We start from the raw sequence: 19,745 nt of genomic DNA on the forward strand, positions 1-19,745 counted from the left end.
ACCTCAGTCAGAGCTTCTCCGGCCCGCTGTCCTTGCCGCCGCTGTCCCGGCGACGCAGGTAGCGCTCGAACTCCCGCGCGATGGCGTCGCCGGACGCCTCCGGGAGCTCGGCGGTGTCCTTCGCCTCCTCGAGCTGGGCCACGTACTCGGAGATCTCCGAGTCCTCGGACGCGAGCTCGTCCACGCCGTGCTGCCAGGCGGCAGCGTCGTCGGGCAGCTCGCCCATCGGGACGGACTCGCCCAGGATCTCCTCCACGCGCGTGAGGATCGCGAGCGTCGCCTTGGGCGACGGCGGGTTGGCCACGTAGTGCGGCACGGCCGCCCACAGGCTGACCGACTGCAGGCCCAGCTGCGCGGCCTCGTGCTGCAGCACCCCAACGATCCCGGTCGGGCCCTGGTAGGTGTTGGCCTCGATGTCGAGCACGGACTGCAAGCCCACGCTGTCCGACGTCGCGGTCATCGGGATGGGCCGCGTGTGTGGCACGTCGGCCAGGAGGGCACCGAGCGTGATCACGGTCTTGACGCCCATCTCGTCCGCGACCTTCAGCAGCTCCTCGCAGTACTTGCGCCAGCGCATGGACGGCTCCACGCCGTGCACCAGCACCACCTTGCGCTCGCCGACCTGGGCCACCGACACGGACGTCGTGGGCCAGGTGATGGAGCGCTTGCCGTCGTCGTCCAACGAGATGTACGGCCGGTTGACCTGGAAGTCGTGGAACTCCTCGGGATCGAGCTCGGTCACTTTCTCGGCGCCCCACACCTCGGCCAGGTGCGTGAGCGCCGTCGTTGCAGCACTCCCCGCGTCGTTCCAACCTTCGAAGGCAGCGAGGAGCACGGTCTGGCGAGGCGAGGCCTGCTCCGGCTGCTCGTGATGCGCGTCGGTCATCCCCCCAGCCTAGGGTGTGGCGCCCTCACCGTGACCAGGGGCACGGCCGCGTTCGCGGACGGGCGAATTGATCACCCGGCGCCGGCGCCGGGATCGCCGCCGACGTCAGAAGACCGGGACGTCCGCCCGCAGCGCGCCGCGGACCTGCACCTCGACACCGCGCCAGGTGCCGGTCCACAGGGTGTAGCCGGGGTTCATCATGCGCTGGTCGATGGCGTGGTCGAGGCCGAGCGCGCGGGCGATGCTCTCGCCGTCGTCCAGGTGCCAGGGCTGCAGGCACACGCGTTCGGGCGTGACGGTCAGCACCTCGATCCAGTCCGCGCGAACGTGCCGGAGCAGGTCGATGACATCGCCGAGACGTTCGGTGACCGACTGTGACGCAATGGGATTCACGAGACCCTCCGGTCCACGGGTCGGGCATGGGGCGACTGGCTCGGGACCACTGTGCGTCGGGGGTATGGGACGTGCCATCGGCAGCGCGCGGGACGTTTCGGTGATAGATACGTCCCTAGGGGGTATTCGCATGAGAAATCAACGACTGGTCGCAGCGATGAGCCAGGCGGGTCTGAGCCAGGTGCGGCTCGCCGCCGCCGTCGGCGTGGACCCGAAGACCGTGGAGCGCTGGGTGGCCCAGGGCCGCACGCCGCACCCGCGCCACCGGGTGGCGGTGTCCGACGCTCTGGGCTGCGATGTCGCGGCGCTGTGGGGCGACGTCGACCGGGCCGAGGCCGCCGCCCAGGAGATCGTCGGGGTGTACCCGGCGCGCCGGGCGGTGCCGTCGGGGACCTGGCGGGCGTTCGTCGCCGGCGTCGAGCAGCGCTTCGAGCTGCACGCGTTCGCGGCGACGTTCCTGCCCGACCAGACGCTCGACCTGACCGCCGAGATCGTGAACATGGCGGCGCGCGGCGTCCAGGTGCGGCTGCTGCTCGGCGACCCGGACGGGGCGGCCGTGGCGGTGCGTACCAAGGAGGAGGGCGGCACCGGCCTGTCGGGGCGGATCGCGCTGGTGCTGGCCTACCTGGCGCCCGCCCTCGGCACGCCCGGCGTCGAGGTGCGGCTGCACGACAGCACCCTGTACGCCACCACCTTCCGGTTCGACGACGACCTGCTGGTCAACACCCACGTGTGGGGCTCGCCCGCCGGCGCCAACCCGCTCCTGCACCTCAAGGACGGCCCGGAGGCGTCGATGGCTCCCGCCTACCAGGCCGGGTTCGAGCGGGTCTGGGGCGCCGCGAAACCTTTGGCAGCATGGCCCCGGACGGAGGACTCGGACAGGGTGGCGTGATGACCCGGTTCGACTATTTCGACGACCCGGCCGCGCCACCGGTGAACTCCGTGGTTCCTTCGGTCACGGTGGCGGTGCAGGACGGCGTCGGGCGCCTGCTGCTCATCCATCGCACCGACAACAACCTCTGGGCGCTCCCGGGCGGGGGAATCGACCCGGGGGAGACCGTACGGCAGGCGGGCGTCCGGGAGACCGAGGAGGAGACCGGGTACCGCGTGCGCATCACGGGCCTGGTCGGGATCTACACCGATCCCCGCCACGTGATCGTGTACTCGGACGGCGAGGTCCGGGCACAGTTCTCCATCTGCATGCGCGGCGCGGTCACGGGCGGGGCCGCGCGGACGTCCGGGGAGTCGAGCGAGGTCGTGTGGCAGCGGATCGACCGGCTCGGCGACCTGGACATCCACCCCTCGATGCGGCTGCGGATCGAGCACGCCGTGGACCCGACGCGCACGGAGCCCTACCTCACCTGAGCCTCACCGGAGCGACCGCTCGAGCCGTCGCTCGATGCTGGACACGGTCCGCCGCAGGTCTGGCTCCGCGTGCTGCATGCTGCGCGTCACCAGATGGCCGGGCGGGTAGCGGTAGTAGATGCGGTCGAACCGCTCGTCCACGGTGACGGACTCGCCCCGGGCCGAGGTGGTCATGTCGCAGTAGGTGAGCAGGTCCAGCAGCTCGCTCGACGGCGCGGGGAACTCGCGCCGCAGCGCCACGTCCAGGCCCCGCTCCGCGGCCTCGACCGTGGCAGCCGTGTGGTGCGCGACGAGGCCGGTCAGCTCGCTGGAGGCGCCGAGCGAGCGCAGGTAGCGGGCGCCGTCGAGCTGGTGCAGGCCGGTGTCGCAGGCGGCCGCCGCGTAGCCGATGTCGTGCAGGTAGGCCGCGGAGACGAGCAGGTCCGGCTGGCCCAGCGCCCGCGCGACGTGCTCGGCACGCCGTCCGACGCCGATCGAGTGGGCGAGACGGTCGGCGCCGGGCTCGAAGAGCTCGGTCAGCAGTGCCTGTGCGCCCGCGGGGTCGAGATTCCGCGGGGTGGTCCGGTGCATCGGTTCACCGTAGAGCGCCGGACCGCGCCCAGCGCGACGGGCGACGAGAGACGAGGTCAGGGGAGGCGTACGCGTCTGCATCAGTAGCCCTCCGTCGTCAGAGCTCCGGGCGTCCGTTGACCAACCAGTCACGGACCATCGCCGTCGCGCGGTAATGGCCGGCCAGGGCGGCGTCGCGCGTCGCGTGGAGCTCCGCGAACTGCTCGGTGCAGTCGAGCAGGTCGTCCTCGGAGAGCACACCGTCCGGGTCGAGGCGCTCGACGAAGACCATGGTCTCGTAGATCAGCGGTGTGTGACCGTGGTCGTTGTCGAGCGGGGCCGTGGTATCGATCCCCGTCCAGACCGTGGACACGTGGTAGAACCCGATGTGGTCGCGGGCGACGTGGGCACTGCCGGCCCCGCGGCGCAGCACGGACCACTGGTCCTGCGTGATCGGGTTGCCGTCGAGGTCGTAGTACATCCGCTGCGAGAGTCGCTCGAAGAAATCGGGTCCGAACACGTCAGCTTCCCTTCGGTCGGTGCCGGGAGTCGTCGGCCGGGGCCGCCGATCGAGGGTCAGCATCGCCCAGGACGCCGCGACGCGCGCGCCGGGGCTGTGGGTTGCGTGCCTCGTCGTGCGGCGCGTCTGCCCGGCGTGCGACGGCGGTCCTCCGCTATCGTCACGGACCGTGACCAGGTGGAATGCCGTGAGAGCGACTCTCGAGCACCTCACCCTCGTCGTGGGCGGGCTGACCGGTCGCCGGGCCGACGCGCCGCTCCCCGCAACGCTGGACGCCTGGCGGACGTCGGACTGGCGCGCCGTCCTGCTCGACGTCCCGCTCGACGAGCGGGCCTACGAGGACAGGTTCCAGGTGGCCCGTCGCCGGGAGATCGAGGACCTGTGGCACTGGTGGTCGGACCACGGTGACGCGCCGGGGCTGGAGCCGCGGACCATGGGCTGTCTCGGCTTCTACCTGCTCACCCTGGTGGCCATGCACTGCTCGGACCGGATGCGGTTCCACGGTGACGCGCCGTGGGACGTCACGGTGGCGGACGAGCCGGCCGATGCCCTCAGCAGCGCCTTGGTGGCGGACCCCGACGTGCAGCGAGCCCTCGCCGCGCTCCACGACCCGAACACGTCCGGGGGCGCCGTCGCAGACCCCGGGACGACGGCGGAGTGGGCGGCTCTCGACCTCACGAGCCTGGAGTTCTACCGGCACGGCACGACGTCGATCATCCTGACCGGGCGGGTCACCACGCCGTCCAGGGGGCGGACCGCGACCTTCGCGCTGAAGTGCCTCATCCACCCGTACCTGACGATCCCCACGATCGTGACCGCGACCCGTGGCTATCTCGCGGAGCACGGCCGGCTCGACGCCACCGAGAGCTCGCCCGCGGTGCCGGTCTGGGCGAGCCACGACAGCTGGATCCTCATGGACCTGATCCGGGGCCGCACGCTCGGGGAGCACCTGGCGCATCGCGCTGCCGCGCGTCCGCCGGCGCCGGCCCGGGAGATCCTCCGTCCGGTCGACACGGACGCTCTGCGGGAGCTGGGCGGTGCCCTCCTGAGCGCGCTGGCCGAGCTGGAGCGGGAGGGGCGGCGGCACGACGACCTCACGCCGTCGAACATCATCGTCGCGGCCGACGGGGAGCAGGGCAGGTTCCGCCTGCGGTTCGTCGATCTCGGCGTCAACCACCTGCACACCCGGTCCATCACCGGGCAGGCCCTGGGCGACGGGGCGTACGCGGCGCCCGAGGTGCGCCGCGCCGGCTCCGGGCACCCCGAGGCCGACCTCTACTCGCTGGGCGTGCTGCTCGTCACCATCGCCGGGATCCCGCACAACGCCGACGGCACGGTCCCCGACCAGTTCTACGTGGCCTCGGTCGGGCTCGCGCGGCTCCTGGAGGACCTGACTGACGCCGACCCGCGGCGCAGGCTCCTCGTCACCCCGATCGACCCCGCCGGCGCCAGGTTCGAGCAGGTCGGACGGGTTTTCCGGGACGAGGTGGCGATCCTCGAGCAGGATGGCAGGGAGCGCCCGCGGAGCCGTCTCGATCGGCTGCGGGACCTGTCGCCCGGCGCCGGGACGGTGGCCCGCCAGCGGCGGATGCTGCAGGTGCGCAGCGCTCAGGTGCGCGACAGCACGGGCGCGGCACACCTGAGCCGGGCGCGCCGGCTCCGGCGGTGGGCCTGGCTCTGCGCGGTGCTCCTGTGGTCCGCCACGGCCCTGGTCGTGACGTGGTGGTCGCGCGATCTGGGCTTGTCCTGGCAGGCGAAGTGGTTCGAGATGGCGGACGAGGTGCTCGGCCGGTCCGGGACCGGCCTCGCGTTCCTCGACGACGTCCGGGCGGACGACTACCCCATCCCCGACCCATGGGGGAACCTGCCGGTGCGCCTCGTGACACTGACGTTCGCCCTGGTCAGCGCCCGGCTGTACCTGAATGTCTTCGCGGAGCTGAGCACGGTCTGGGCGGTGCCGCGCGGCCGGTCCGCACGGCTGCGGGCGGTGGCCGCGGAGGCCGGTCTGCGGTCTCTCGCGGTCCTGCCGGCTGTCTACGTCACGCTGCCGACGCTCGTGCAGCGCGACTGGTGGCCGCTGGGAACCCTGGTCGGCCACGTCACCTTCGCCGTGGTGGTCCAGGCCTGCCTCTGGTTCGCGTGGGACACGAACGCGCGCGCCCGTGCGGCCGGGCTCTCGTCCGTACCGCGAGGCGAGATCGCGACGCTCGGGCGGCTGGCGGCATGGCAGCCCACCGTGGCGGTCTACCTGGTCCCGATCATCGGTATCGGCACGCTGTTGTCCCTGGGGCTGGTGCAGGACGAGCTGGTCTACGCGTGCTTCGTCAGCTTGATCAACCTGGGCATCTTCTACCCGAAGAGCGCGGGCACGGATGCGCCGTACATCCGCGCGGGGATGAACAGGGCGGCCCTCGCGGCGGAGCGCTTGGAGCGCCTGGAGCGCCTGGGGCAGAAGGGCCCGGCGCCCGAAATAAGGAGATATGTCTGATTGCTCCGTCACGGATCACACCGTGCAGCGCGCGGAACACCCCTGGTCCGGGTGAGTATGAACCAATGCTCAACCTGCGAAATCACCGGACGCTGCTGTCGACCGTCGGTGCGTTCCTCGTCGCCAGCACCGGGAGCGGCATCGCCTGGTCCCAGGCGAACGGCAACCGTGAGCCCGCTGACGTGCTGCTCGATGCTGTGGACCACAGCGAGACGACGATGCGCGACTACATCGACGAGATCAGTGGCCGGTTCGACGAGATAGAGGCCACCTCCGACGCCGGGCGCCAGGAGGAGCTCGCCACCGCGCTCATGGCGGATGTGCCCGGTCTCGCCGAGGACGCACGGACCGACGTCCTGGTCGCCAAGGAGGACGCCAAGGCCGTCACGCTGCCCGACGGCGGCCGGCTCGACCTGGCGCGTGACGCCTATGTGGCGCACATGGACGCCTGGATCGCGGAGTATGAGCAGGCGATGGTCGCCCCGGCCGGCGTCGTCGAGATCGAGCCCCGGGTGAACGAGACGTTCGACAGTGCGGTGGCCGCATTCGAGCGGACCGACCTGGACTCCGACCGGGAAGAGCGGGTGGACGAGCTGCTGGCGGACTGAGCGCGGCGTCACCTCCGGCCGTTACCTGCCGGTCCCGCCTGTTTACCAGCTGTACGAAACCGGCACCTACGATGTGCCGGTGCCCCGCGACTCATCCCCAGCTCTGCCCGCCGCCGTCCTGTTCGACATGGACGGCACCCTCGTCGACTCCGAGTCCTACTGGATGCGTGCCGAGCGCGAGATCGTCGAGGCGCACGGCGCGACCTGGACGCACGAGGACGCCCTGGGCGCCGTCGGGCAGGCGCTCGTCGCGACCGGGACCATGCTGCGCGACGCCGGCGTGCCGCTCGAACCCGCCGACATCGTGGCCTGGCTCGTGGCCAGGGTGAACGAGCAGCTGCGCGAGACGGTGCCGTGGCGCCCCGGTGTGCTGGAGCTCCTGGAGGACCTCCGCACGGCGCAGGTCCCGTGCGCGATCGTCACCATGTCCTACCGCAGCCAGGCCGAGGTCGTGGCCGACGGCGCCCCCGCGGGCACCTTCGCCCACCTCGTCACGGGCGACGAGGTCGCGCACGGCAAGCCGCACCCGGAGCCGTACCTGGCCGCCGCTGGTCTGCTCGGAGTACGGCCCGAGGACTGCGTGGCCATCGAGGACTCCGGCCCGGGCATCACGTCGGCGCTCGCCTCGGGCGCCCGCACCCTCGGCGTGCCCGCCGAGGTGCCCGTACCGCCGCGTCCCGGGCTCAGCCGGGCGGCGTCACTCAAGCAGATCGACCTCGAGGTGCTCGGACGGATCGTGTCGGGCGAGGTTGTGGACCTCCTGAGCTGAGCTGAGCTCAGCCGGTGATGCCCAGCCGCAGCGCCACCGCGCCCTCTGGGATCTCCGGGGGCGTGCCGCCGAACTCCGGGCAGATCGCCTGGTGCGCGCACCAGCCGCACAGCTTGGACTTGCGGGGCTTCCACTCGCCCGTGCGGGCAGCCTCCTCGATGCCCGCCCAGACGGCGCGGATCTTCTGCTCCGTGTGCTCCAGGTGCTCGGTCGTCGGCTCGCCCCGCAGCACCTGGCCGTCGCCCAGGTAGACGAGCTGCAGCATCTTGGGCAGCACCCCGCGCTCGCGCCACAGCACCAGCCCGTAGAACCGCATCTGGAACACCGCCGACGACTCGTACCCCGGGCGCGGCGAGCGGCCCGTCTTGTAGTCGACCACGCGGACCGCACCGGTCGGCGCGATGTCCAGCCGGTCCACGATGCCGCGCAGCAGCGGGCCGCCGTCGAGCTGCGACTCCACCAGCAGCTCGCGCTCGGCCGGCTCCAGCCGGTTCGGGTCCTCCAGCGTGAAGTACGTGCCCAGCAGCGAGCCGGCGCCCGCCAGCCAGGCCGCGCGGTCCTGCCCGTCCGGGCCGACTCCGTCGGTGAACAGCGACGTGTACCGCTCGTCCGCCTCCAGCAGCCGGTCCCACTCGCCGGGCAGCAGGTCGTGCGCGGCCGCCAGGGTCCGGTCGCCCAGCGGGGCGTCGTACAGCCGCTCCAGCACCGCGTGCACCAGGGTGCCGCGCGCCGCCGCGGCGGACGGCGGCTCCGGCAACCGGTCCACCGTGCGGAACCGGAACAGCAGCGGGCACTGCATGAAGTCGTTGGCGCGCGACGGCGACAGGGCGGGCGGCCGCGAGGGCGCACGCAGGGCCGATACTGCGTCGTCGGCAGCCTCCGCTGCCACGTCCAGCACCGGCTCCTCGGTAATCTCCGTCGTCGTCATGCCCTCAACCCTAGGGGCGGCCACTGACATCGCCCGGGAGTTGTCCACAGCGCGCCGCGACTCCCGGGCCGACGGGCCGGATAGGTTTGACCAGTGACCACCTCGGAGCACGCCTCCACGCCCGCCCCCCACGCCCCGCAGCGCTCGAAGGGGTTCGTCGTCGGCCGCGTCGCCGGTGCGCCCGTCATCGTCACGCGGTCCTGGTTCCTCGCAGCCCTCGTCCTGACCGTCGTGTACGCCCCTGTCGCGGAGGCGCAGGTGCCGGGGCTCGGTGCGGGTAACTACCTCGTCGCGTTCGTGTTCGTGCTGCTCCTGTTCGGGTCGGTGTTTCTCCACGAGACCGCGCACGCGCTGGTCGCCAGGGCGCGCGGCCAGAACGTGACCGAGCTCGCCGTCACGCTCTGGGGCGGGCACACGGCCTTTACCGGGGGTCTGGGGCGGCCGCTCGACGGCTTCCTCGTCGCCGTCGTCGGCCCTGTGACGAACCTGGCGCTCGCGGCCGGTTTCTGGGTCGCCTACCAGGCCTCGCCGGTGATGAACGTGCCCACGTTCCTGCTGTGGTCCGGCTTCGTGTCCAACGCGCTCGTCGGCGCGTTCAACCTGCTCCCGGGCCTGCCGCTGGACGGGGGGCAGATCCTCGAGTCCCTCGTCTGGGCCGTCACGGGCCGGCGCACGACGGGCACGATCGCCGCGGGCTGGGTGGGCCGCGTCGTCGCCGTCGGCGTGCTGGTCTGGGCCCTGGCGCTGCCGTTGTTGCAGGGCACCAGACCGGACATCTCCGACGTCCTGTGGTCGGCCCTGATCGGCGCGGTCCTCTGGGCGGGTGCCGGTGCGGCGATCACCAACGGCCGGCGGCGCGAGGCGGTAGCGGCGCTGTCCGCCGCCGCGCTCGCGCGGCCCGCGGTCCTGGTGCCGCTCGGCTCCACCGTCGCGGACGCGCTGAGCGTGCGGGCGGCGGCGGTCGCGGCCGGCGCGTCGTCGTCGGACTACGTCGTGGTCGTGGGCTACGACCAGGTCCCCGTCGCGGTGCTCGACGGCGATGCCGTCGCGGCGGTGCCCGCAGCGGCCCGGGACGTGACCCAGGTCGACGCCGTGGCCGTACCGTTCGTCCAGGGCTCCGCCGTCCACCCGGGCATGGCGGGCACGGACCTGCTCAACCACCTGGCGCAGACCTCCCGCGGCGCCCGGCTCGTCCCGGTGGTCGACGCCGGCCGGGTCACCGGGGTGCTCGACCTCGCCGACGTCGCGCGGGCGATGCGCGCGACCTGACCTCGGGCGTCGCGCCGGCGCACGCCCGCCGCAGGGCCAGCGCCTAGGATGGTCCGTCGTGACCACACCCACCGATACCCCTACCGCCACCGGCGCCGAGCTGCGCCGCGGCCCGTTCCGCGTGGGCGACAAGGTCCAGCTCACCGACCCCAAGGGTCGCCTGCACACCATCACGCTGCAGCCCGGCGGGACCTTCCACACGCACAAGGGCTACTTCAAGCACGAGCAGATCATCGGGCAGCCCGAGGGATCCGTGGTGGTCAACACCGCGGACATCGAGTACCTGGCCCTGCGCCCCCTGCTGGCCGACTACGTGCTGTCGATGCCCCGCGGTGCCGCCGTCGTGTACCCGAAGGACGCCGCGCAGATTGTCGCCATGGCCGACATCTACCCGGGCGCCCGCGTGGTCGAGGCCGGGGTCGGCTCCGGCGCGCTGACGATGTCCCTGCTGCGCGCCGTCGGCGACGCGGGCGAGGTGCACTCGATCGAGCGGCGCGAGGACTTCGCGGCCATCGCGCAGGGCAACGTGGAGACCTTCTTCGGCGGGCCCCACCCGGCGTGGCAGCTCTCGGTCGGCGACCTCGCCGACGTCCTGCCCGAGATCGCCGAGCCGGGCACCGTCGACCGGGTCGTCCTGGACATGCTCGCCCCCTGGGAGAACGTCGACGCCGTCGCCTCGGCGCTCGCGCCGGGAGGGGTCCTCGTCTGCTATGTGGCCACCACGACCCAACTTTCGCGCACAGCAGAAGATTTGCGTGCGGACGGCCGGTTCGCTGAGCCGTCGGCCTTCGAGACGATGATCCGCGGGTGGCACCTGGAAGGTCTGGCGGTGCGACCCGAGCACCGGATGATCGGCCACACCGGCTTCCTGATCACCGCCCGCCGGCTGGCCGACGGCGTCACCCCTCCGGAGCGGAAACGGCGTCCTGCCAAGGGTGCGTACCCCGTGACGCCCGAGTCGGAGTGGACGCCGGAGGAGCTGGGGGAGCGGGCCATATCGGACAAGAAGGTCCGCAAGGTGCGTCGTGACCTCGGCGTTGCGCCGGAGGATCCGAACACCCCGTCTGCGTGAACGGGCTGTAACGATCGGGTACCCCGGACGTCTCAAACGGGTGTTCTTACTTCTGGTGTGTCGGTGACTGTGCTTAGAGTGCTGTTCTCGGAGGCGATTGCGTCGTATGGTCGGCTCCCGGGCCCTACGAGAGGGGATGTCATGACCGAGAACACGTCAGGATACAACCATCCCGAGAACGAGTCTTTGCCGAACCGCGACTACGAGCGCCAGATTGCCCTCCTCTCAGCCAAGAACGAGCGCCTGGCGGAGGCACTCCGCGCGGCGCGCGATCAGATCGTGGAGCTGAAGAAACAGCTCGACGATCTTGCCAAGCCGCCGGGCACCTACGCCGTGTTCCTGGGCGCGCACGCCGACGGATCGGTGGACATCTCGTCCGCCGGCCGCAAGATGCACGTCTCCGCGAGCCCCAGCCTGGACGTGACCCGGCTGAGCCCGGGCCAGGAGGTAAAGCTCAACGAGGCCATGACTGTCGTCGGTGCGGGCGAGTACGAGCGCACGGGCGAGCTGGTGACCGTCAAGGAGATGCTGGGCGGTGACCGCGTGCTCGTGGTCGGGCGTGCGGACGAGGAGCGCGTGGTGCGCCTCGCCGGTTCGGTGATGGACGTGCCGCTCCGGGTGGGCGACTCGCTCACCGTCGACACGCGCAGCGGCTTCGTGTTCGAGGTCGTGCCCAAGTCCGAGGTCGAGGAGCTCGTCCTCGAAGAGGTCCCGGACATCGAGTACGAGGACATCGGTGGCCTCGGGCCGCAGATCGAGGCGATCCGGGACGCGGTCGAGCTGCCGTTCGCGCACCCCGACCTGTTCCGCGAGCACGGGCTGCGCCCGCCCAAGGGCGTGCTCCTGTACGGCCCTCCCGGCTGCGGCAAGACGCTCATCGCCAAGGCGGTGGCCCACTCCCTCGCGGGGATGGTCGCTCGCGCCAACGGGGGCAACCCCGAGGTGAAGAGCTTCTTCCTCAACGTCAAGGGCCCGGAGCTGCTCAACAAGTACGTCGGTGAGACCGAACGGCACATCCGCCTGATCTTCGCCCGTGCCCGGGAGAAGGCCAGCCAGGGCATGCCCGTCGTCGTCTTCTTCGACGAGATGGAGTCGCTGTTCCGCACCCGCGGCACCGGCCTCTCCTCGGACGTCGAGACCACGATCGTGCCGCAGCTCCTCGCCGAGATCGACGGCGTGGAGCGGCTCGACAACGTGATCGTGATCGGCGCGTCCAACCGCGAGGACATGATCGACCCGGCCATCCTGCGCCCGGGACGCCTCGACGTGAAGATCAAGATCGAGCGGCCCGACGCTGAGGGCGCCAAGGAGATCTTCGGCAAGTACCTCACCAAGGACCTGCCCATCCACGCGGACGACCTGACCGAGTACGGCAACAACATGGCCGAGGCTCTCGATGGCATGATCACCTCGGTCGTCGAGCGCATGTACTCGGAGGACGAGGAGAACCAGTTCCTGGAGGTCACGTACGCCTCCGGCGACAAGGAGACCCTGTTCTTCAAGGACTTCAACTCGGGCGCCATGATCCAGAACGTCGTGGACCGGGCCAAGAAGAACGCGATCAAGGACTTCCTGGCCACGGGGCAGAAGGGCATCCGGGTGGAGCACCTGCTGACCGCGTGCGTCGACGAGTTCAAGGAGAACGAGGACCTCCCGAACACGACGAACCCCGACGACTGGGCGCGCATCAGCGGCAAGAAGGGCGAGCGCATCGTCTTCATCCGCACCATCGTCCAGAAGAAGGGCGAGGGCGCCACGCCTCGCACCATCGACACCGTCCAGAACACCGGTCAGTACCTCTGACAGCCATCGGGGCAGGGTCTTCGTCCGTCGTCCGGCGGGCGTGGACCCTGCCTCACCGACGGGACTACTCCGGCATAGGGTGGTGGACGTGAGCGTGCGTCGTGTGATGGGCATCGAGACCGAGTACGGGGTCCTGCAGCCAGGTCGACCCCTGGCCAACCCCATGCTGCTGTCCAGCCAGGTGGTGACGACCTACCGGGCGATCTCCACGCGCGCGGAGGGCACGGGTGGCAAGGCTCGCTGGGACTACGACGACGAGGACCCGCTGCAGGACGCGCGCGGGTTCCACCTCGACCGTGCCTCGGCGCAGCCGTCCATGCTGACCGACGACCCGGCGCTGCCCGCGCCGTCGGGACCCGTCACCGGGCAGGTGCCCGTGGTGGAGCCCGGCCTGCCGGGCCGGGGCCGGCGCCGGACGGGGTCCACGCAGGAGGTCGAACGGCCTGCCGCGGACGAGTACGACGACCCGAGCGCCGCCAACGTGATCCTCACGAACGGCGCCCGCTTGTACGTGGACCATGCCCACCCCGAGTACTCCTCGCCCGAGGTCATGACGCCCGAGGACATCGTGCGCTGGGACGTCGCGGGCGAGCGGGTCATGCTGGCCGCCCTGCGGGAGCTGTCCGGCTTTCCCGGCAGCGAGGTGGTGCTCTACAAGAACAACGTGGACGGCAAGGGCGCCAGCTACGGCACCCACGAGAACTACCTCGTGGACCGGGCGCTGCCGTTCACCACGCTCGCCGAGCTGCTCACGCCGTTCCTCGTCACGCGGCAGGTGTTCACGGGCTCCGGCCGCGTGGGCCTGGGCGCGACGAGCGGCACCGCCGGCTTCCAGATCTCGCAGCGCGCCGACTACATCGAGGCCGAGATCGGCCTGGAGACGACGCTGCGCCGTCCGATCGTGAACACCCGCGACGAGCCGCACGCCGACCGGCAGCGGTGGCGCCGCCTGCACCTCATCCTCGGGGACGCGAACCTGATGGAGGTGCCCACCTACCTGAAGACGGGCACGACCTCGCTCGTGCTGTGGGTGCTGGAGCACCTCGACGAGCTGGCCGAGGCCGGGGTGGACGCCCGCACCGAGCTCGCAGCCCTGAAGCTGGCGTCGCCGGTGAGCGACGTGCAGAAGGTCTCGCGCGACCTCACGCTGACGGTGCCGCTCGACCTGGCCGACGGCCGGACGATGACGGCGCTGGAGGTCCAGGGCGAGGTCGCCGACGTCGTGCGGCGGTCCCTGAAGGTGCTCGGCACCGACCCGGAGTCGGACGCCGTGCTGGACCGCTGGGCGTCGGTCGTCGAGCGGCTCGGCGCCGACCCGGTGTCCTGCGCGCGCGAGGTGGAGTGGATCGCCAAGATGCGGCTGCTGGACCGGCTGCGCTCGCGCGACAACCTGGAGTGGGACCACCCCCGGCTGCATGCCATGGACCTGCAGTGGTCCGACGTGCGCCCAGAACGCGGTATCTACCACCGCCTGCTCGCCAAGGGTGCGGTGGACCGCATAGTCGACGAGGAGAGCGTCGCGCGAGCGGTGCAGCACCCGCCGACGGACACGCGCGCCTACTTCCGGGGCGAGGTGATGGCCCGCTACGGGAGCCAGATCTCGGCGGCGAGCTGGGACTCCGTGATCTTCGACGTCGACGGTTCCCAGGCGCTGCAGCGCGTGCCGATGCTCGACCCGACCCGCGGCACGCGGCGCCACATCGGCGCGCTGCTCGACGCCAGTCCCGACGCCGCGGCCCTGCTCGCCGGACTTTCCGGAAGAAGGTGACTGTCGATGTCAGTGTCACCGTCTAGGGTCAAGATCTGAGGTCAGGGCCTAGGCTTCGAGACCAGCACCACGTCAGAGAATCACCAGGAGGCGACCATGGCCGGTCAGGAACAAATCAACCCGTCACACGAGGACCGCACTCCCGACGACGACGCCGAGACCCCGGCGCCCGCCGCTGCGGCAGCGCAGAAGGACGACGACGAGGTCGACGCCCTGCTCGAGGAGATCGACGAGGTGCTGGAGACCAACGCCGAGTCGTTCGTTCGTGGATTCGTCCAGAAGGGTGGGCAGTGACCTGAGCGCAGACCGCACCACAGGACGACTCCCGGACGCCTTCCTGCGTCCGGGATCGTCGTCCTTCGTGGATTTCCTGGCCGAGCACGCCCCCGACCGGCTGCCCGGAAACCGGAACGTGCCCGCGGGCATGACCGACCCGGCGACCCTGTCCCCGCACGCCACCACGATCGTCGCGCTGACCTTCGACGGCGGCGTCCTGATGGCGGGCGACCGCCGTGCCACTGCCGGGAACATGATCGCCAGCCGGAGCATCGAGAAGGTGTTCCCTGCGGACGAGTACTCGGCGGTCGGCTTCGCGGGCTCCGCGGGCATCGGGCTGGAGCTGATACGCCTCTTCCAGCTCGAGCTCGAGCACTACGAGAAGATCGAGGGCTCCCTGCTCTCGCTCACGGGCAAGGCGAACCGTCTGGCCACCATGCTGCGCGGCAACCTGCCGATGGCGATGCAGGGGCTGGCGGTGGTGCCGCTGTTCGCGGGCTACGACCTGGACAAGGACACCGGCCGCATCTTCAGCTATGACCCCACCGGCGGCCGGTACGAGGAGCACGAGCACCACGGCGTGGGCTCGGGCTCGGTGTTCGCGCGGGGCGCGCTGAAGAAGCTGTGGCGGCGCGGGATGGACGCGGACGCCGCGATCCGGGTAGCGGTCGAGGCGTTGTACGACGCCGCGGACGACGACTCGGCCACGGGCGGCCCCGACACTGTGCGTGGCATCTTCCCGGTGGTCGCGACGGTGTCCGTGGACGGCTATCAGCGTATCGAGAGTGCGGAGATCGCCCGCGTGGCGGAGCAGATCGCGGCGGAGCGCCGCGAGAGGGGGTCGCTCGCATGAACATGCCGTTCTACGTCTCGCCCGAGCAGCTGATGAAGGACCGGGCGGACTTCGCCCGGAAGGGCATCGCCCGCGGCCGGTCCGTGGTGGTGCTCGCCTACGACGGCGGCATCGCGTTCGCCACGGAGAACCCCTCGCGCGCGCTGCACAAGATCTCGGAGATCTACGACCGCATAGCGTTCGCGGCGGTCGGCAAGTACAACGAGTTCGAGAACCTGCGGGTGGCCGGCGTGCGGTACGCCGACATGCGCGGCTACTCCTACGACCGGTCCGACGTGACAGCCCGGGGCCTGGCGAACGCGTACGCGCAGACGCTCGGCACCGTGTTCATCACGGAGTCCAAGCCGCTCGAGGTGGAGATCGTCGTCGCCGAGGTGGGTCCCGAGCCGGCGGAGGACCAGATCTACCGGCTCACCTACGACGGCACCGTGGCGGACGAGCACAGCTTCGTCGTCATGGGCGGGCAGGCCGAGCAGCTCGGCCGGCGCGTCAAGGACGGCTGGCGCGAGAACATGTCGCTCGGCGAGGCGCTGCGGCTCGCCGTGGCGGCGCTCGGGTCGGGCGAGGGCTCGTCGTCGCGCACCATCGAGGCGGCGCAGCTCGAGGTGGCCGTCCTGGAGCGGGACCGGCCGCGGCGGGCGTTCCGGCGTCTGAACCGGCAGGTGCTCGCCGATCTGCTCGCGGACGACGGCGAGCCGCCGTCGTCGGACAAGGCGCCGGACGCAGCAGAGGACACCAAGGACCAGACCGCAACCGACGAATCCCCAGCCGAAGAGTCCCCGACCGAGGAGTCCGCGACCGAGGAGAAGCCCGACGAGGGGCCGGACGCGTCCGGCACCACGCCTGGCACCGACCACTAGCAGCAGGTTCCGCGAACAGGGAGGGAAGTCCATGGACCGCAGGATCTTCGGTCTCGAGACCGAGTACGGCGTGACGTGCGCGGCCGATGACGGGCGGGGCTTGTCTGCCGACGAGGTCGCCCGCTACCTGTTCCGGAAGGTGGTGGCGTGGGGCCGTTCCTCGAACGTGTTCCTGAGGAACGGCTCCCGCCTCTACCTCGACGTCGGCTCGCATCCCGAGTACGCGACCGCGGAGTGCGACGACGTGCGGCAGCTCGTCTCGTACGACCGGGGCGGGGAGCGCATCCTGGAGGGCCTGGTGGCCGACGCGCAGCAGCGCCTCGAGCACGAGGACCTGCCGGGCAAGATCCACCTGTTCAAGAACAACACCGACTCGGCGGGCAACTCCTACGGCTGCCACGAGAACTACCTGGTGCGCCGGTCGGGCGACTTCTCGCGGCTGTCCGACGTGCTGGTGCCGTTCCTCATCACCCGGCAGATCCTGGTCGGCGCGGGCAAGGTGCTCTCGACCCCGCGGGGGGCGGTGTTCTGCCTGTCGCAGCGCGCCGACCACATCTGGGAGGCCGTCTCCAGCGCCACCACGCGGTCGCGGCCGATCATCAACACGCGCGACGAGCCGCACGCCGACGCCGAGCTGTACCGCCGGCTGCACGTCATCGTGGGCGACTCGTCGATGGCGGAGCCCACCACGATGCTCAAGGTCGGCACCACCGACCTGGTCCTGCGGCTGGTCGAGGCGGGCGTCCCGATGCGGGACCTCACGCTGGAGAACCCGATCCGCGCCATCCGGGAGATCAGCCACGACCGCACCGGCAAGCACGCCGTCACCCTGGCCAACGGCCGGACCATGACGGCCATCGAGATCCAGTCGGAGTACTACGAGCGCGCGCGTGAGCTCGTCGAGGCCAACCTCGAGGTCACGCCGGTGGTCAAGCAGGTGCTCGACCTGTGGGAGCGCGGGCTGCGTGCACTGCAGGCGGAGAACCTGTCGCTCATCGACCGCGAGCTGGACTGGGCCATCAAGCTCAAGCTGATCCGGCGCTACCAGGAGAAGCACGGCATGGGTCTCGACGACCCGCGCATCGCCCGGCTCGACCTCGCCTACCACGACATCTCCCGCACGGAGGGCCTGTACAACCTGCTCGCGGCGCGGGGCATGGTCGAGCGGGTCACGACGGACCTGGAGGTCTTCGAGTCCACGGCGCTCCCGCCGCAGACGACGCGGGCCAAGCTGCGCGGCGACTTCGTGCGGGCGGCCCAGGAGGCGCGGCGCGACTACACGGTGGACTGGGTGCACCTCAAGCTGAACGACCAGGCGCAGCGCACCGTGCTGTGCAAGGACCCGTTCAAGAGCGTGGACGACCGCGTGGAGCGGCTCATCGAGAGCATGTGACGCCAGGGCGGTGCCCCCGGAGCCGGCCGGTTCCGGGGGCACTGTCGTTCCAGGGGTCGTCGTTCCAGGGTCGCCGTCGTTCCGGGGGCACCTCCGCCTCATGGGAGACTCTGCGGGTGAGCTCCTGGGTACGCGTGATCGTCGGTGCGCTGGCTGCGGCGGCGGTGACGGCGACGACCGCGTGCTCCCCGGCCTCGCTGCCGGTCGACGTCGGCCCGGCTCCGACATCTTCGGCGTCGCAGGCGCCGCTGCAGGTCACGGGCTCGACCGGCGCCCCGCCGACGCTCGAGTACGAGAAGCCCTTCGCGGTGGTGCAGTCGGGGTCGCGCACGGTCTGGCCCGGCACCGGCGACGTGCTGGAGCGGGACGACCCGGTGCTCCTGAACCTCTACGCGGAGGACGGCCGCGACGGCACGGAGCTGCAGAACACGTTCCGCACGGCGCCCGTGGCGTACACGATGACCGAGAAGTCGCTCGGCAACCATCTTTTCGAGGCCCTGGAGGGCAAGCGGATCGGCACGCGCCTCTCCCTCACGGACGAGCAGGACGGCGTCCCCGTGGTACTGGTGGTGGACGTGCTGCCTGCCCGCGCGTCGGGCGAGCAGGGCGAGCCGCCCGGCGAGGGCCTGCCGCAGGTGCGCCTCGACGACCTCGGGGCGCCGGAGGTAGACATCCCGGGCGGTGTGAAGCCGCCGTCGGAGCTGGTGGTGCACCCGCTCGTCCGTGGGACGGGGCCGCAGGTGCGGGCCGGTCAGATCGTCACCGTGGAGTTCACCGCCGTGCGCTGGAGCGACGGCGGCGTGGTCGACACCACGTGGACCGAGGGCACGCCGCCGCAGTCCGCGGAGATCGGCATCGGCCGGCTCGTCGAGGGCTGGGACCAGGGCCTCCTGGAACAGACCGTCGGCTCGCAGGTGATGCTGGTGGTTCCGCCGCAGGATGGCTACGCCAACACCAAGAGCCGGCTCGCCGGCGAGACCATGGTGTACGTGGTCGACATCCTCGACGCGCACAAGGCCGTTCCCGAGGAAGAACCGAAGAAGAAGGAGGGCTGATGTCCGTCGCGATCCGCGTGATCCCGTGCCTGGACGTCGACGCGGGCCGAGTGGTCAAGGGCGTCAACTTCGCCGACCTGCGCGACGCCGGGGACCCGGTCGAGCTCGCCGGCCGGTACGACGCCGAGGGCGCCGACGAGCTCACGTTCCTGGACGTGTCGGCCTCCTCGGGCGACCGCGAGACCATGGTCGACGTGGTGCGCCGCACCGCCGAGCAGGTCTTCGTGCCGCTCACGGTGGGCGGCGGCGTCCGTTCGACGGACGACGTCGACCGGCTGCTGCGCGCGGGCGCCGACAAGGTGGGCGTGAACACCGCGGCCATCGCGCGCCCGGAGCTGATCTCCGAGATCGCGCACCGGTTCGGCTCGCAGGTGCTCACGCTGAGCGTGGACGCTCGCCGCGTCACCGGCGACGTCACCACGCCGTCGGGCTACGAGGTCACCACGCACGGCGGGCGCCGCGGCACCGGGATCGACGCCGTGGAATGGGCCGAGAAGGCCGCGGCGCTGGGCGCGGGGGAGATCCTGCTCAACTCGATGGACGCCGACGGCACCACCGCCGGGTTCGACCTCGAGATGCTCCGCGCGGTGCGCGAGCGGGTGCACGTGCCGCTCGTCGCGTCCGGCGGCGCGGGAACGCCCCAGCACTTCGTCGAGGCCGCTCGGGCGGGGGCGGACGCCGTCCTCGCGGCGTCGGTGTTCCACTTCGGCGTGCTGACGGTGGGCCAGGTCAAGGACGCGATGCGCGCGGCGGGCATCGAAGTCCGCTGACGCCCGAAACCTCGCTTGACCTCAACCAAAGTTGAGGGTTTAGCGTCGTCGACGCCCAGGGCGAAAAACCGTCGAATCGATTCCCGGGCCATGAGAAAATTACGAGGTCCCCGAGGAAGC

At 71.2% G+C, this 19,745-nt stretch carries 20 protein-coding genes; 15 read left to right on the forward strand and 5 right to left on the reverse strand.

The genetic code is table 11. The annotated features are described in order from the left end of the window. Positions 1–7: 7 nt before the first annotated feature. Both ACFT2C_RS01735 and ACFT2C_RS01740 read right to left on the reverse strand, forming a co-directional pair. Positions 8–886: a PAC2 family protein gene (locus ACFT2C_RS01735; RefSeq protein ID WP_377205281.1), complete on the reverse strand. Its 879-nt coding sequence runs from the start codon at positions 884–886 to the stop codon at positions 8–10. Between the two features lie 105 nt (positions 887–991). Continuing rightward, positions 992–1,279, reverse strand: coding sequence for a hypothetical protein (locus tag ACFT2C_RS01740; protein ID WP_377205282.1), 288 nt, complete (start codon positions 1,277–1,279; stop codon positions 992–994). Between the two features lie 130 nt (positions 1,280–1,409). Here ACFT2C_RS01740 and ACFT2C_RS01745 point away from each other — a divergent pair, with 130 nt between their 5' ends. Next, positions 1,410–2,171 carry an XRE family transcriptional regulator gene (locus ACFT2C_RS01745; RefSeq protein WP_377205283.1) on the forward strand — a complete coding sequence of 254 codons (762 nt, stop codon included), beginning with the start codon at positions 1,410–1,412 and terminating at the stop codon, positions 2,169–2,171. Further along, a complete protein-coding gene (locus ACFT2C_RS01750; protein WP_377205284.1) occupies positions 2,171–2,644 on the forward strand; it encodes an NUDIX hydrolase in 474 nt (157 codons plus the stop codon). Before ACFT2C_RS01745 ends, ACFT2C_RS01750 begins: the two co-directional genes overlap by 1 nt. Before the next feature lie 3 nt (positions 2,645–2,647). Here the strand turns inward: ACFT2C_RS01750 and ACFT2C_RS01755 are convergent, their stop codons facing one another. Together ACFT2C_RS01755 and ACFT2C_RS01760 are read right to left on the reverse strand one after the other, a co-directional pair. After that, entirely contained in the window at positions 2,648–3,214 is a 567-nt protein-coding gene (locus ACFT2C_RS01755; RefSeq protein WP_377205285.1) for an HD domain-containing protein, read from the reverse strand. Between the two features lie 97 nt (positions 3,215–3,311). Next, the gene (locus ACFT2C_RS01760; RefSeq protein ID WP_377205286.1) at positions 3,312–3,713 is read right to left on the reverse strand and encodes a hypothetical protein; all 402 of its coding nucleotides are present in this window, start codon (positions 3,711–3,713) and stop codon (positions 3,312–3,314) included. A gap of 187 nt (positions 3,714–3,900) precedes the next feature. Here ACFT2C_RS01760 and ACFT2C_RS01765 point away from each other — a divergent pair, with 187 nt between their 5' ends. The 3 genes from ACFT2C_RS01765 (at position 3,901) to ACFT2C_RS01775 (ending at position 7,578) form a co-directional block, all read left to right on the forward strand. Further along, the gene (locus ACFT2C_RS01765; protein WP_377205287.1) at positions 3,901–6,201 is read left to right on the forward strand and encodes a hypothetical protein; all 2,301 of its coding nucleotides are present in this window, start codon (positions 3,901–3,903) and stop codon (positions 6,199–6,201) included. Positions 6,202–6,266: 65 nt separating this feature from the next. Further along, the gene (locus ACFT2C_RS01770) at positions 6,267–6,809 is read left to right on the forward strand and encodes a hypothetical protein (protein ID WP_377205288.1); all 543 of its coding nucleotides are present in this window, start codon (positions 6,267–6,269) and stop codon (positions 6,807–6,809) included. 79 nt (positions 6,810–6,888) lie between these two features. Next, the gene (locus ACFT2C_RS01775; protein ID WP_377205289.1) at positions 6,889–7,578 is read left to right on the forward strand and encodes an HAD family hydrolase; all 690 of its coding nucleotides are present in this window, start codon (positions 6,889–6,891) and stop codon (positions 7,576–7,578) included. Positions 7,579–7,585: 7 nt separating this feature from the next. Here the strand turns inward: ACFT2C_RS01775 and ACFT2C_RS01780 are convergent, their stop codons facing one another. After that, on the reverse strand, positions 7,586–8,506 hold the full coding sequence (locus tag ACFT2C_RS01780; RefSeq protein WP_377205290.1) for a RecB family exonuclease: 921 nt from the start codon (positions 8,504–8,506) through the stop codon (positions 7,586–7,588). A gap of 93 nt (positions 8,507–8,599) precedes the next feature. Here ACFT2C_RS01780 and ACFT2C_RS01785 point away from each other — a divergent pair, with 93 nt between their 5' ends. The 10 genes from ACFT2C_RS01785 to hisF all read left to right on the forward strand — a co-directional run bounded on the left by ACFT2C_RS01785 (position 8,600) and on the right by hisF (position 19,625). Beyond that, positions 8,600–9,775, forward strand: coding sequence for a site-2 protease family protein (locus ACFT2C_RS01785; protein WP_377205291.1), 1,176 nt, complete (start codon positions 8,600–8,602; stop codon positions 9,773–9,775). 58 nt (positions 9,776–9,833) lie between these two features. Next, a complete protein-coding gene (locus ACFT2C_RS01790; RefSeq protein ID WP_377205292.1) occupies positions 9,834–10,847 on the forward strand; it encodes a tRNA (adenine-N1)-methyltransferase in 1,014 nt (337 codons plus the stop codon). A 141-nt stretch (positions 10,848–10,988) separates the two neighbouring features. Then, positions 10,989–12,650, forward strand: a complete 1,662-nt coding sequence (gene arc, locus ACFT2C_RS01795) for a proteasome ATPase (protein ID WP_377205293.1) — start codon at positions 10,989–10,991, stop codon at positions 12,648–12,650. 106 nt (positions 12,651–12,756) lie between these two features. Further along, positions 12,757–14,418 carry a depupylase/deamidase Dop gene (gene dop / locus ACFT2C_RS01800; protein WP_377205512.1) on the forward strand — a complete coding sequence of 554 codons (1,662 nt, stop codon included), beginning with the start codon at positions 12,757–12,759 and terminating at the stop codon, positions 14,416–14,418. Positions 14,419–14,514: 96 nt separating this feature from the next. Continuing rightward, the gene (locus tag ACFT2C_RS01805; protein WP_369373438.1) at positions 14,515–14,712 is read left to right on the forward strand and encodes a ubiquitin-like protein Pup; all 198 of its coding nucleotides are present in this window, start codon (positions 14,515–14,517) and stop codon (positions 14,710–14,712) included. A gap of 1 nt (position 14,713) precedes the next feature. Continuing rightward, positions 14,714–15,547 (forward strand): proteasome subunit beta, encoded by an 834-nt coding sequence (prcB, locus tag ACFT2C_RS01810; protein ID WP_377205513.1) that lies wholly within the window; start codon positions 14,714–14,716, stop codon positions 15,545–15,547. Continuing rightward, positions 15,544–16,407: a proteasome subunit alpha gene (gene prcA / locus ACFT2C_RS01815; RefSeq protein WP_377205294.1), complete on the forward strand. Its 864-nt coding sequence runs from the start codon at positions 15,544–15,546 to the stop codon at positions 16,405–16,407. The genes prcB and prcA overlap by 4 nt, the downstream gene beginning before the upstream one ends. A 31-nt stretch (positions 16,408–16,438) precedes the next feature. Beyond that, complete coding sequence (pafA, locus tag ACFT2C_RS01820; protein WP_377205295.1) at positions 16,439–17,800, forward strand: Pup--protein ligase; 1,362 nt, start codon at positions 16,439–16,441, stop codon at positions 17,798–17,800. Positions 17,801–17,916: 116 nt separating this feature from the next. Further along, positions 17,917–18,855, forward strand: a complete 939-nt coding sequence (locus ACFT2C_RS01825) for an FKBP-type peptidyl-prolyl cis-trans isomerase (RefSeq protein WP_377205296.1) — start codon at positions 17,917–17,919, stop codon at positions 18,853–18,855. Next, positions 18,855–19,625, forward strand: coding sequence for an imidazole glycerol phosphate synthase subunit HisF (gene hisF / locus ACFT2C_RS01830; protein WP_377205297.1), 771 nt, complete (start codon positions 18,855–18,857; stop codon positions 19,623–19,625). The genes ACFT2C_RS01825 and hisF overlap by 1 nt, the downstream gene beginning before the upstream one ends. Positions 19,626–19,745 lie beyond the last annotated feature (120 nt).

This window comes from Promicromonospora sp. NPDC057138, assembly GCF_042670845.1.
GTDB lineage: Bacteria > Actinomycetota > Actinomycetes > Actinomycetales > Cellulomonadaceae > Promicromonospora.

What these genes read in the sequence shown, in the direction of transcription:
- dop (WP_377205512.1), top strand. Translation starts at nt 12,757, where the DNA reads ATGGGCATCGAGACCGAGTACGGGGTCCTGCAGCCAGGTCGACCCCTG.
- ACFT2C_RS01745 (WP_377205283.1), top strand. Translation starts at nt 1,410, where the DNA reads ATGAGAAATCAACGACTGGTCGCAGCGATGAGCCAGGCGGGTCTGAGC.
- pafA (WP_377205295.1), top strand. Translation starts at nt 16,439, where the DNA reads ATGGACCGCAGGATCTTCGGTCTCGAGACCGAGTACGGCGTGACGTGC.
- arc (WP_377205293.1), top strand. Translation starts at nt 10,989, where the DNA reads ATGACCGAGAACACGTCAGGATACAACCATCCCGAGAACGAGTCTTTG.
- prcA (WP_377205294.1), top strand. Translation starts at nt 15,544, where the DNA reads ATGAACATGCCGTTCTACGTCTCGCCCGAGCAGCTGATGAAGGACCGG.
- ACFT2C_RS01735 (WP_377205281.1), bottom strand. Translation starts at nt 886, where the DNA reads ATGACCGACGCGCATCACGAGCAGCCGGAGCAGGCCTCGCCTCGCCAG.
- ACFT2C_RS01780 (WP_377205290.1), bottom strand. Translation starts at nt 8,506, where the DNA reads ATGACGACGACGGAGATTACCGAGGAGCCGGTGCTGGACGTGGCAGCG.
- ACFT2C_RS01805 (WP_369373438.1), top strand. Translation starts at nt 14,515, where the DNA reads ATGGCCGGTCAGGAACAAATCAACCCGTCACACGAGGACCGCACTCCC.
- hisF (WP_377205297.1), top strand. Translation starts at nt 18,855, where the DNA reads ATGTCCGTCGCGATCCGCGTGATCCCGTGCCTGGACGTCGACGCGGGC.
- ACFT2C_RS01750 (WP_377205284.1), top strand. Translation starts at nt 2,171, where the DNA reads ATGACCCGGTTCGACTATTTCGACGACCCGGCCGCGCCACCGGTGAAC.
- ACFT2C_RS01770 (WP_377205288.1), top strand. Translation starts at nt 6,267, where the DNA reads ATGCTCAACCTGCGAAATCACCGGACGCTGCTGTCGACCGTCGGTGCG.
- ACFT2C_RS01755 (WP_377205285.1), bottom strand. Translation starts at nt 3,214, where the DNA reads ATGCACCGGACCACCCCGCGGAATCTCGACCCCGCGGGCGCACAGGCA.